The organism is Mycobacterium sp. NGS33 (assembly GCF_059812885.1).
In genome coordinates this window covers 14,817-26,465 of record NZ_JCALDN010000027.1, presented here as the reverse complement: position 1 = coordinate 26,465, position 11,649 = coordinate 14,817, and the positions used below count along the sequence as shown (strand labels likewise).

General features: G+C 70.2%; 13 protein-coding genes. 7 read left to right on the top strand and 6 right to left on the bottom strand.

All coding sequences use genetic code 11. The features are described from left to right. Positions 1 to 116 precede the first annotated feature (116 nt). From AC5Y5B_RS24305 to AC5Y5B_RS24295, 3 genes are read left to right on the top strand one after another with little or no spacing between them, the layout of a single operon-like run. Positions 117 to 323 carry an Rv3202a family protein gene (locus AC5Y5B_RS24305; RefSeq protein ID WP_112635583.1) on the top strand — a complete coding sequence of 69 codons (207 nt, stop codon included), beginning with the start codon at positions 117 to 119 and terminating at the stop codon, positions 321 to 323. A gap of 45 nt (positions 324 to 368) precedes the next feature. Then, a complete protein-coding gene (locus AC5Y5B_RS24300; protein WP_500007113.1) occupies positions 369 to 1,154 on the top strand; it encodes an alpha/beta fold hydrolase in 786 nt (261 codons plus the stop codon). Positions 1,155 to 1,156: 2 nt separating this feature from the next. Beyond that, positions 1,157 to 1,465, top strand: a complete 309-nt coding sequence (locus AC5Y5B_RS24295) for an MGMT family protein (protein WP_112635586.1) — start codon at positions 1,157 to 1,159, stop codon at positions 1,463 to 1,465. An 11-nt stretch (positions 1,466 to 1,476) separates the two neighbouring features. Here the strand turns inward: AC5Y5B_RS24295 and AC5Y5B_RS24290 are convergent, their stop codons facing one another. From AC5Y5B_RS24290 to AC5Y5B_RS24280, 3 genes are all read right to left on the bottom strand, one after another. After that, a complete protein-coding gene (locus AC5Y5B_RS24290; RefSeq protein WP_112635588.1) occupies positions 1,477 to 2,331 on the bottom strand; it encodes a TIGR02569 family protein in 855 nt (284 codons plus the stop codon). 91 nt (positions 2,332 to 2,422) lie between these two features. Beyond that, the gene (gene moeZ / locus AC5Y5B_RS24285; RefSeq protein ID WP_500007112.1) at positions 2,423 to 3,607 is read right to left on the bottom strand and encodes an adenylyltransferase/sulfurtransferase MoeZ; all 1,185 of its coding nucleotides are present in this window, start codon (positions 3,605 to 3,607) and stop codon (positions 2,423 to 2,425) included. Positions 3,608 to 3,692: 85 nt separating this feature from the next. Further along, entirely contained in the window at positions 3,693 to 4,832 is a 1,140-nt protein-coding gene (locus AC5Y5B_RS24280) for a DUF3152 domain-containing protein (RefSeq protein WP_112635594.1), read from the bottom strand. Positions 4,833 to 4,925: 93 nt separating this feature from the next. Between AC5Y5B_RS24280 and fasR the strand changes: the two genes are divergently transcribed. After that, positions 4,926 to 5,609, top strand: coding sequence for an HTH-type transcriptional activator FasR (fasR, locus tag AC5Y5B_RS24275; protein ID WP_066867944.1), 684 nt, complete (start codon positions 4,926 to 4,928; stop codon positions 5,607 to 5,609). Here fasR and AC5Y5B_RS24270 read toward each other — a convergent pair. Then, positions 5,606 to 5,866, bottom strand: a complete 261-nt coding sequence (locus tag AC5Y5B_RS24270; RefSeq protein ID WP_112635596.1) for a DUF3107 domain-containing protein — start codon at positions 5,864 to 5,866, stop codon at positions 5,606 to 5,608. The genes fasR and AC5Y5B_RS24270 overlap by 4 nt on opposite strands. A gap of 218 nt (positions 5,867 to 6,084) precedes the next feature. On the opposite strand from AC5Y5B_RS24270, the gene AC5Y5B_RS24265 reads away from it, so the two are divergent. Then, complete coding sequence (locus tag AC5Y5B_RS24265) at positions 6,085 to 6,807, top strand: MmpS family transport accessory protein (protein WP_289176372.1); 723 nt, start codon at positions 6,085 to 6,087, stop codon at positions 6,805 to 6,807. Positions 6,808 to 6,823: 16 nt separating this feature from the next. On the opposite strand, the gene AC5Y5B_RS24260 is transcribed toward AC5Y5B_RS24265, so the two are convergent. After that, positions 6,824 to 7,543: a ferritin-like fold-containing protein gene (locus tag AC5Y5B_RS24260; RefSeq protein WP_500007110.1), complete on the bottom strand. Its 720-nt coding sequence runs from the start codon at positions 7,541 to 7,543 to the stop codon at positions 6,824 to 6,826. A 279-nt stretch (positions 7,544 to 7,822) separates the two neighbouring features. On the opposite strand from AC5Y5B_RS24260, the gene AC5Y5B_RS24255 reads away from it, so the two are divergent. Together AC5Y5B_RS24255 and AC5Y5B_RS24250 are read left to right on the top strand one after the other, a co-directional pair. Further along, positions 7,823 to 9,370 carry a DEAD/DEAH box helicase gene (locus AC5Y5B_RS24255; RefSeq protein ID WP_500007108.1) on the top strand — a complete coding sequence of 516 codons (1,548 nt, stop codon included), beginning with the start codon at positions 7,823 to 7,825 and terminating at the stop codon, positions 9,368 to 9,370. Positions 9,371 to 9,387: 17 nt separating this feature from the next. Then, positions 9,388 to 10,614, top strand: coding sequence for an Rv3212 family protein (locus tag AC5Y5B_RS24250; RefSeq protein WP_500007106.1), 1,227 nt, complete (start codon positions 9,388 to 9,390; stop codon positions 10,612 to 10,614). Between the two features lie 158 nt (positions 10,615 to 10,772). Here AC5Y5B_RS24250 and AC5Y5B_RS24245 read toward each other — a convergent pair whose 3' ends face one another. Beyond that, positions 10,773 to 11,573: a ParA family protein gene (locus AC5Y5B_RS24245; RefSeq protein WP_112635096.1), complete on the bottom strand. Its 801-nt coding sequence runs from the start codon at positions 11,571 to 11,573 to the stop codon at positions 10,773 to 10,775. Positions 11,574 to 11,649: the final 76 nt, after the last annotated feature.

Below are 11,649 nucleotides of genomic sequence, written 5' to 3'. Positions count from 1 at the left end.
ACCGCTCCCCTTGGGTCGTCGACCTGATCGAGCGGCCAGCGTACCCGGCCCCCCCGCCGCCGCCTCTTACCCTGGAGGCCGGAGGAGCCGGAGAACGGAAGGAGGGGTGCAAGACCATGAACGACGACGAACGCGGCTTTCCCGTCGACGAGGCGCCGGAAGGCGACGCGGTGGAACAACGGCGGCCTGTCGATTCCGACGACGAGACCGGTCTGGACATCGAGTACGTCGCCGCCGCCGCGGACCGGGAAGCCAACGAGGCCGACGTGATCGAACAGGCCTACATCGTCTCCACCGAGGACGACCGGGATGACGACCGTTAAGGACCGCCCGCAACCCGCGACCGCGGCGGCTGGCACCATCGACGGGTGACCGCGAAGTTGCATGTGCACCGCTACGGCCCGTCCGGTCCGGTGCGGATCCTGGCGTTGCACGGGCTGACCGGCCACGGCCAGCGCTGGGAGCAGCTGTCCGGCTTGTTGCCCGGGATCGGCATCGCCGCACCGGATCTGGTGGGCCACGGCAGGTCGTCGTGGGCGGCGCCGTGGACCATCGACGCCAACGTCGCGGCGTTGGCCGCGCTGCTCGACGAGCAGCCCGACACGCCCGTGGTGATCGTGGGTCACTCGTTCGGCGGCGGGCTGGCCATGCATCTGGCCGCCGTCCGCCCGCAGCGGGTGGCGGGGCTGCTGCTGCTCGACCCGGCGGTCGGGCTGGACGGCACGTGGATGCGCGAGATCGCCGAGGCGATGCTGTCCTCGCCCGACTACCCGGACCCCGAGGAAGCGCGCCTGGAAAAGGTGCACGGCTCGTGGTCGGATGTCGAACCCGCCCTGCTGGACGCCGAGATCGACGAGCACCTGATCGCCCTGCCGGGCGGGCGTTACGGCTGGCGGGTGAGCCTGCCGGCGATGATGTCGTACTGGAGCGAGTTGGCCCGCGAGACCGTGCTGCCGCCCGCGTCGACCCCGACCGTGCTGGTGCGGGCCAAGCGCACCACCCCGCCCTATGTCACCGACACACTGATCGACGCCCTGGCCGAGCGGTTGGGACCGGACTTCCGGCTGCTGGATTTCGACTGCAACCACATGGTGCCCTACGCCAAGCCCGACGAGGTCGCCGCGTTGACCCGCGAGCTGTTGGAAGCCCGCTGACCGTGGCGCCGGTCACCGACGAGCAGGTCGAGCGGGTGCGTGCGCTGGTTGCCGCGATCCCGTCCGGGCGGGTGGCCACCTACGGTGACATCGCCACCGCCGCAGGGCTTTCCAGCCCGCGGATCGTCGGCTGGATCATGCGGACCGACTCGTCGGACCTGCCGTGGCACCGGGTGATCACGGCGTCCGGTCGTCCGGCGCGGCACCTGACGACCCGCCAGCTGGAGTTGTTGCGCGCCGAAGGCGTGCTGGCGACCGACGGCAAAATCGCGCTGCGCGAGGTTCGCTACGAGTTCCCCGACGGGCGTTAGCGGCGGCCAGGTTAGAGCACCAGGCGGACCAGCGCCGCGGTGCGGGCCAGGCCCGGGAACGCCTCGGCGGTGGACCGAGGATGCAGCGCGTGGACCGCGAGACGAAACATCAACGCCCGCAACAACATCTGCGGCCATTCCGGCAGGGCGTTCCAGCGCTCGATGAGGCCGTCGTCGGCCTCTCCCCACGACAGCGCATCGATGACGACCACACCGGCCGCCCACGACGCGGGCCGCCAGTACGGGGTGATGTCGGTGATCCCGGGGGCGGCGGTGCCGACGAAAAGCACTGTGCCGTAAAGGTCTCCGTGGACCAGCTGGTTGGGGCTCTTGGTCGGCTTGCGCAGGGTGCCCAACTGATGCAGCAGCTCGACGGATCGCTCGGCATCCGCCGTCGCGGGCGCCGACCGCGCTCCGGGCGGCACCGAGGCCAGCGGCCGTTCCTCCCACGCCGCGCGATCGGCGGCGATGAAGATGTCGACGTCGCCCCACGGCGCCGTGGGCCCCTGGGTCAGGAAGCGGGGCCGCTCGAGTTTGCCCGTCGCCTCGTGCAGGCGCACCGCGGCCGAGACGACTTCGTCATGGCGGGGCTCCGGCGTCCCGGCGACGAAGGTGTCCGCCCGCCACCCGGAAACGACGTAACGCCCGTCGGTGGAACGCACCGGCCGCGCCAGGCGAACGCCGTCGACGAACAAGGTCTCGCGGACCCGGGCCGACCAGGCCGCGCGCGCGTTGTCGGCCACCAACGACAAGACGACTTCGCCGCACCGCCAGCCGCCCTCCCAGCTGGCCCCCAGATTGACGGGTGTGACGCCGGCCAAACCAAACGCCGACAGCACATGATCCGGCGGTGGCTCGACTGTCACACCGGTACTCTAAACGAGTCCAACAAGCGGCGATCGCAAGCGCGGCGAAGCCGGGCGCGGCGGGTCGCCGCAGTCCACAGGGCGTGCCGGGTCAGTACATGACCATGTCGGGTTGCATCTGCTGCGCCCACGCCACGATCCCGCCCTGCAAATGCACCGCGTCGGCGAAGCCGGCCCTGCGCACCACGGCCAGCGCCTGGGCCGAACGCACCCCCGTTTTGCAGTACAGCACCGGCAGGCGGTCCTGCGGCAGCTTTGCCAGACCCTCGCCGGAATTGATCGACGACTGCGGGATCAGCTGGGCCCCATCGATGTGCACGATGTCGAACTCCACCGGCTCACGCACGTCGATCAGCGCCAGCTTCTTGCCCGAATCCAGCCAGTCGCGCAGCTCGCGCGGCGTGATGGCCGACGCGGCGTCGTGCGCCGAGGGCTCGGGCGTCACGCCGCACAGCTGCTCGTAGTCGACGAGCCCGGTGATCGTGGGCCTCGACGCGTCCGAGGGGTCGCGGCGAATCGCGATCGTGCGGTAGGTCATCTCCAGCGCGTCGTAGATCATCAAGCGGCCCAGCAACGACTCGCCGATCCCGGTGATGAGTTTGATCACTTCGGTGCTCATCACCGAGGCGATGGACGCGCAGACGATGCCCAGCACCCCACCCTCGGCGCAGGATGGGACCGAGCCGGCCGGCGGGGGTTCGGGGTAGAGGTCGCGATAGTTGAGCCCGCGTCCGTCCGGGGCGTCCTCCCAGCAGACCGAGACCTGGCCCTCGAAGCGGTAGATCGACCCCCACACGTACGGCTTTTTCGCCAGCACCGCAGCGTCGTTGGCCAGATACCGGGTCGCGAAGTTGTCGGTGCCGTCCACGATCAGGTCGTAGCCGCCAAACAATTCGACGGCGTTGGTGGAATCCAGCCGGAATTCGTGCAGCCGCACGTCGACCAGCGGGTTGATCGCGGCGATGGAGTCGCGCGCCGACTGCGCCTTGGACCGGCCGACGTCGGCCACCCCGTGGATGATCTGGCGGTGCAGGTTCGACTCGTCGACCACGTCGAAATCGACGATGCCGATCGTGCCCACGCCCGCGGCCGCCAGGTAGAGCAACGTCGGGGCGCCGAGCCCGCCGGCGCCGAGCACCAGCACCCGGGCGTTCTTGAGCCGCTTCTGCCCGTCGAGCCCCAGGCCGGGAATGATCAGGTGCCGGCTGTAGCGGGCCACCTCGTCGCCACTGAGGTGGTCTGCGGGCTCCACCAGCGGCGGCAGCGACGTCGACACGTGCGAAACATCTCCTCGGTTGGCTTCTCTTACCATCACAGCAGCCCGCGCGGGGCGCGGCAACGAGGCGGCGTCTAAAGGCCCGTCAGGCGATCGGGTACGGCCAGGGATTGAACCGGCAGGTCTTGCCGTCGGCCTTGACGACGTCGGGGTCGAACTGCGCGGCGTCGTTGTTCGACGTGGAAAACGTCTGCTGCATCATCACCGGCGCCAGGGCGTTCTGCTGCTCGCAGGGTTCGTGGTGCAGGTATCCGATGGCGTGGCCGACCTCGTGGTTGATCACGTACTGCCGGTAGGAGCCGATGTCACCTTCGAACGGCACGGCTCCCCGTACCCAGCGCGCCTCGTTGATGAACACCCGCGCCTCCCGGTTGGCGCCGAATACCGGGTTGTAGCAAGAGGTTTCGAGGCGGAATTCGTAACCGCACCCTTCGCGCACCGTCACCGGCGACACCAGCGAGATGCGAAAGTCGGGTTTGCCTCCACTGGCTCCGTCGATCCGGATGAACGCGAACTGCGGATTGTGCGTCCAGCCCTTCGGATTGGCCAGCGTCTGGTCGACCATCTGGGCGAAGGCGTCGTCGCCGCCGAACATGGTCGGATCGATGCCGTTCTCCACTTCGACGGTGTACCGGAACACCTTGGCGGTGCCCTGGCCGATCTGCGGCGTGGTGCCCGGCACGATGTGCCAGGTCTTGTCGCCCGCCTCGGTGAACGGGCCGCCGTCGGGCAACGTTCCGGCCGGCAGGTTGGCGTCGAACGCGGCGAGCCCGCGCGGCGGGGCGTCGATGATCGTGGTGCCCACCGCGCCGATCGCCGGCGGACTCTGGATGGGCTGGCCGGCCGTCGGCTTGGGGGCGCCGGTGCCGGTGACCGTCTGGTACATCACCACCGCGGTGAGCACCACCAGGACCGGCAGGGCGTACGCGCGCCACCCGTAGGTGGAGACGAAGCGGCCCAGCCAGGTTTGTTTGCGCCACTGTCGCGGCCGCTCGCGGTCGGCCCGGACCCGTCCGGCTTCCCGCGCCAACGGATCGCGCAGCGCCCGCAGCGGCTCTCGCCACTCGTCGCGTAACACCGGCACGCGCCCTGTGCTGCGTGGGGGCCGGGGGGACGTCATTTCCCCAGGATTACACAGCCGGGCACCGCCGCCGCCGGTGGCGCGCCCGAATCGGCCGTCCGACACCGCTTCTGCCAGCGGCGACGACGGCGATGACGGTCGCATCGAGGCGGCGGGTAGTAAGGTCTTTCCCACGGGCTGCGAGCGGTTGGCCCCGATTCAGCGATGGCCGGCCGCCGATAATCAGATGAGGACTCGATGAGCGAACTCGCCAAGGTGCCGGCGCGGCGCGCCGTCAGATCGGCTGACCGCGGTCGGCCGGACGGAGCCGCGGTTTCCAACCGGCGAGGCAATCGGTTGCCCCGCGACGAGCGGCGCGGCCAATTGCTCATCGTGGCCAGCGACGTGTTCGTCGACCGCGGCTATCACGCGGCGGGCATGGACGAGATCGCCGACCGCGCCGGAGTCAGCAAACCCGTTCTGTACCAACACTTTTCGAGCAAGCTCGAGCTGTACCTGGCGGTGCTGGCGCGGCACGTGGAAAACCTGGTGTCGGGCGTTCAGCAGGCCCTGAGCACCACCACCGACAACCGGCGCCGGTTGCACTCCGCGGTGCAGGCGTTCTTCGATTTCATCGAGCACGACAGCCAGGGCTACCGCCTGATCTTCGAGAACGACTACGTCACCGAACCCGAAGTGGCCGCCCAGGTGCGCGTCGCCACCGAATCCTGCATCGACGCGGTCTTCGCGTTGATCAGCGAGGATTCCGGGCTGGACCCGCACCGGGCCCGGATGATCGCGGTCGGTCTGGTGGGAATCAGCGTCGACTGCGCCAGGTACTGGCTGGACTCCGACCGGCCGATTTCCAAGGCGGACGCGGTCGACGGCACCGTCCAGTTCGCCTGGGGCGGGCTGTCACACGTGCCGCTGACCCGCTCCTAACGGCCCTTGCCGGCGTGTTTGCCGGTTTCGGCGCTGATCCCGAAGCCCACCCGGCGCGCGTCGGCGGCGCCGATCTCGACGTAGGCGATCTTGGCGGTGTGAATCAGGAAGCGGCGGCCCCGCTCGTCGCTCAGCCGCAGCAGACCCGACGCGTCGCTCAGTGCGGCGCTGACCAGATCTTCGACCTCGGCGGGCGTCTGGGCGCTGGCAAGGACCAGCTCGCGCGGACTATCCGTGATACCGATCTTGACCTCCACGGTCACCCCTTCCATGGGTCTTGCCGTCATTCCGCAGCTATCGAAGTCCCGGCCCTGTCAGCAGCAGGCTAGTGGACGCGGCCGGCCCCGACCCCGCCGCGTCCCCACACTTCGCGGTCAGCGAAACCGGTCGCGGCCCGATAACGATTCGCTCTCAGGTTGTCTCGCCCACCCGCGCGATACCCGATCTGTGCTTTCCCATGGCTAACTTCGGCACCATGGGTACCACGTTGCCGCACCTTGACGACAGGATCCGGGCTTACCCCGACGACTACGCCGCCGATGCCGACGCCTGCGATACCGACCCCTACCTGAACGCCGACTACAACTGGACGGGCTGGCCGGCGGACTCGCGCTGGCGCCCCGCCACGGCGATCGTGGGCGCGGTGGTGGCCCTGGGCGCCATCGCCACGGCCGTGATCATCAACAGCGGCGACAGCGCGTCCACCAAGGCCACGCTGGGCGCCCCCGCCCCCCACCCGGTCACCTCGGCGCCGGCGACCACCAAGGCGTCCGTGCCACCCAGCGCGTCCCCCGGCCCCTCGCAGTTGCCGGCCGAAACCTTCACGACGGTCACCACGCCCAGCGCCGCACCCTCCGCGCCGCCCGGGGTGGCCGCGCCCACCGTCGCCCCGCCGCTCGCCGCGACACCGCCGACGGCCGCGGTGAACCCGCGCACCGTCGTCTACAGCGTCAACGGAACCAAGCAGCTGCTGGACCTGGTCAACATCGTCTACACCGACGCCCGGGGCGTGCCCCAGACGGAGTTCAACGTGTCGCTGCCCTGGTCGAAGGTGGTGGTGCTGAACCCCGGCGTGGAGACCGAGTCCGTCGTCGCGACCAGCTTTTACGGCCGGCTCAGCTGCTCGATCTTCAACGCCGCCGGTCAGCGGGTCATCGCCTCGGCCACCAACTCGAACATGGCGACCTGCGCCCGCTGAGCCAGGTGGGCCTGCCTCAGCTCAGGCCGAGTTCGTGCATGCGCCGGTCGTGCGTCTGCTGCATCCGGTCGAAGAAGGCGTTGAGCTGGCCCAGGCCGCCGGCGCTGGACATCACCAGGTCCACCAGCTCGTCGTGGTCGGCCAGCAGGTACTGGGCCTGGGTGATCGCTTCGCCGAACAGGCGGCGTGACCACAGCGCCAGGCGGCTGCGCTGCTTGCCGCTGGACGTCACCGCGGCGCGCACCTCGGCGACGACGAACTGCGAGTGCCCGGTCTCCGACAGCGCCGCCCGCACCACGTCGGCAACCTCGTCGGGCAGACCGTCGGCGATCTCCAGGTACAGATCGGCCGCCAGGGCGTCGCCCACGTAGGTCTTCACCAGGGCCTCCAGCCACGTGCTGGGCATCGTCAACCGGTGGTAGTTCTCCAGCGCCGAGACGTACTTCGACATCGCCCCCACCACGTCGACGCCGCGGCTTTCCAGCGCGTCGCGCAGCTGCTCGTAGTGCTGCATCTCGGCGGCGGCCATGCTGGCCATGGAGATCCGTCCGCGCAGGTCAGGGGCCATCCGCGCCTCATCGGTGAGCCGGTAGAACGCGGCGATCTCCCCGTAGGCCAGGACCGCGAACAACTCGTTGACACCCGGGTGATCGGCCGATAACCGCGGGGCGGGTGAATCGTCGATCTGGTCGGCGGCCAGAGGGGCTTGGGAGGGCTCGCAGGAGGGCCGGGTCATGGCAACACTGTAGTCGGCTGACTTAGCGCGAAATGGGAGCCAGCTGTCGACCAGCTATCATGTAGGTAGATGGCGGCTGTATTGATGCCGTAACTGTTTTTTCGAGCCGCTATCGGCGAAATGTGCGTGCACAGCTGGCCCGCCCTAACTGGGCCCTCCCAGACTGAGCCAGGGCCGGCGACTCGGCGACGTATTCGGAGTCGGAACTCGTGCGCGCGTGACCGCGACAGAGAAATAACCGACCCAACCGAACGTCACCGAGAGGCTGCTTACCCACGCATGACCGCACCCACAAGCACAACTGAACTCACCCCCCAACCCACATTTGCCCAACTCGGCGTCCGCGACGAAATCGTGCGCGCGCTCGCCGAAAAAGGGATCGAAAGCCCCTTTGCCATCCAGGAACTGACCCTGCCGATGGCGCTCGCCGGCGACGATCTGATCGGCCAGGCCCGCACCGGTATGGGCAAGACCTTCGCCTTCGGCGTGCCGCTGCTGCAGCGCATCACCGCCGGCACCGCCGCCCGGCCGCTCAACGGCACGCCGCGCGCGCTGATCGTGGTGCCCACCCGCGAGCTGTGCCTGCAGGTCACCGATGACCTGACCCTGGCCGCCAAGCACCTGACCGCCGATGAGGGCCGGCCAGTGTCGGTGGTGCCGATCTACGGCGGGCGCCCCTACGAACCGCAGATCGAGGCGCTGCGCGCCGGCGCCGACGTCGTGGTGGGCACCCCGGGCCGGCTGCTCGACCTGAGCCAGCAGAACCACCTGCAACTCGGCGGGCTGTCGGTGCTGGTGCTCGACGAGGCCGACGAGATGCTTGACCTGGGCTTCCTGCCCGACATCGAGCGCATCCTGCGCCAGATCCCGACCGACCGGCAGTCGATGCTGTTCTCGGCGACCATGCCGGACCCGATCATCACGCTGGCCCGCACCTTCATGAACCAGCCCACCCACATCCGGGCCGAGGCGCCGCACTCGGCGGCCACCCATGACACCACCGTCCAGTACGTCTACCGGGCCCACGCCCTGGACAAGGTCGAACTGGTCAGCCGCGTGCTGCAGGCCGAGGGCCGCGGCGCGACGATGATCTTCACCCGCACCAAGCGCACCGCGCAGAAGGTGGCCGACGAACTGGCCGAGCGCGGATTCACGGTGGGCGCCGTGCACGGCGATCTGGGGCAGGTCGCCCGCGAGAAGGCGCTCAAGGCCTTCCGGTCCGGGGAGATCGACGTGCTGGTCGCCACCGACGTGGCCGCCCGCGGCATCGACATCGACGACATCACCCACGTCATCAACTACCAGATCCCCGAGGACGAGCAGGCCTACGTACACCGCATCGGCCGCACCGGCCGCGCCGGCAAGACCGGTATCGCCGTCACCCTGGTGGACTGGGACGAGCTACCCCGCTGGGCCATGATCGACAAGGCGCTGGGGCTGGACTGCCCCGAGCCCGCCGAGACGTACTCCAACTCGCCGCACCTGCATGCAGAGCTCGGCATCCCCGCCGAGGCCGGCGGCACGGTGGGCGCCGCCCGCAAGCCGCAAGGCCAGCGCCGCAGCAGCGACCGCGACGGCAAGAAGCCCGAACAGAAGTCGGAAAGGCCGGCGCGCCGCTCCGGCACCCGGCGGCGCACCCGCGGCGGCCAGCCCGTCACCGCGCACCCGTCGGGCAACGGCGCCGCGAGCAGCAACGGCGAGGCCGCCGCGGAGACACCGGCCGGCTCACCCCCGGGCAACGCCGGTTCGACCCGGCGCCGCCGCCGGCGTCGCAAGCCCGCCGAAGGCCAAGCCGCCAGCGCGGCCGCCGCCCCGCAGAACAACTGACGCGGCCGCGCCGCCGCATGGTCAGACCCGAGCGCCGGACCAAGGGCGACCTGGTCGCCGCCGCGGCCATCGCGGTCGTCGTCGCCGTCGTCGCGGCGTTGATCTGGTGGACCAGCGACGCCCGGGCCATCACCAGCCGGCCCGCGGCCGCCCCCGCACCCAACCCGACGCCGGCCAAGCAGGTGCCGGCCGGGCTGAAGCAGCTGTGGAGCGCCGCGAGCCCGGCCACCACGGCCCCGGTGGTCGCGGGCGGGGAGGTCGTCACGGGTGCGGGCCGCCGGATCGACGGGCGCGATCCCGAGTCCGGCCAGTCCCGCTGGAGCTACGCCCGCGACACCGACCTGTGCGGGATCACCTGGTTGTACCGCTATGCCGTCGGCGTCTACCGCGACGAGCGTGGCTGCGGCCAGGTGAGCACGCTGGACGGCTCGACCGGTCGCCGCGGGCCCGCCCGCAGTGGTTACGCCGATCCGCGGGTGCGGCTGTCCTCCGACGGCATGACGGTGCTCTCGGCCGGCGACACCCGGCTGGAGCTGTGGCGATCGGACATGGTCCGGATGCTGGCGTACGGCGAGACCGACGCCCGGGTGAAACCGTCGACGCGCGGGCTGCACTCCGGCTGCCGGCTGATCTCGGCCGCGGCCAGCTCGCAGGCGGTGTCGGTGCTGGAGAGCTGCGCGAATCAGGCCGACCTGCGGTTGGTGCTGCTGCGCCCGGGCAAGGACGACGACGAACCGCAGCAACGCCTCGTGGCCGAGCCGGGGATCGCGCCGGATTCGGGCGCGCGGGTGCTGGCCGTCTCGGAGAACACCACCGCGGTGTACCTGCCCGCGCCGCAGCCCCGCGTCGACGTGATCGACGAAACCGGCGCGACCGTGTCGAGCACCCCGCTGCCCAAGCCGCCGACGCGCACGTCGGCGGTCTCGCACCCGGGCAGCCTGATCACCTGGTGGACCGGCGATTCGCTGATGGTGTTCGACGCGAACACGGTGGCGCTGCGCTACACCATCGCCGCGGGCGACAAGACCGCGCCGTTGGGGCCCGGGGTGATGATGGCCGGCCGGCTGCTGGTGCCGGTCACGGGGGCGATCGGCGTCTACGACCCGCTCAGCGGCGCCAACGAACGCTACATCCCGGTGGACCGCTCGACCAGCGCACCGCCGGGCGGCAAGCCGGTGTTCCCGGCGGTGATCGGGTCGCGGGTGCTCGAGCAGCGCGGCGACACGCTGGTCGCGCTGGGCTAGGGCCTCAGCGTTGTGACGCCGCCGGGCGGTCTGGCCGTCGAGTGTGAATCGGTGGCGTTCGGTGTGAATCCGCGGCGGCGACACGCCGATCGGCCGCACCGTCAGCTCACACTCGACGCGGTCAGCTCACACTCAAAGCCGCCAGCTCGCGACCGCGGCTAGACCTCGACGGTGAACGTCGGCAGCGGCTTGCCGCTCTTCCAGTGCTTGAGCAACGCTTGCGCCAGCTCGCCGTAGGCCACCGCACCCTTGTTCTTGCGGCCGGCCATCACCGACGACCCCGAGGCGCTGGCCTCGGCGAATCGCACGGTCCGCGGAATCGGCGGGGCCAGCACCGGCAGGCTGTAGCGGTCGGCGACGTCGAGCAGCACGTCGCGGGTATGGGTGGTGCGCGAGTCGTACAGCGTCGGCAGGGCGCCGAGCAGGCGCAGCTCCGGGTTGGTGATCTGCTGGACGTCGGCGACGGTGCGCAGGAACTGGCCGACCCCGCGGTGCGCCAGGGTCTCGCACTGCAGCGGCACGATGACCTCGTCGGCGGCCGTCAGCCCGTTGAGGGTGAGCACGCCCAGCGACGGCGGGCAGTCGATGATCACCACGTCGAAGTCGTCGCCGAGCTTGGCCAGCGCGCGCTTGAGCGCGTATTCGCGGCCGGCCCGCATCAGCAGCATCGCTTCGGCCCCGGCCAGGTCGATGTTGGCCGGCAGCAGCGTCATTCCCTCCGCCGTCTCGACCAGCGCGGCGTTGGGTTCGACATCACCGAGCAGCACCTCGTGCACGGACACCGGCAGCTTGTCGGGGTCTTGGCCCAGCGAGAAGGTCAGGCACCCCTGCGGATCGAGGTCGACCAGCAGCACCCGCTTGTTCTCGTCCATCATCGCCGCCCCCAGCGACGCGACCGTGGTCGTCTTGGCGACACCACCCTTTTGGTTGGCTACCGCCAATACCCGCGTCTTACTCACCGGCGCCGCCACCTCATCGCTGCCTCCCCACTGCGTCGTCGCGTGCGGTTCACAGTGCCATCCTGGCATGTTCGCC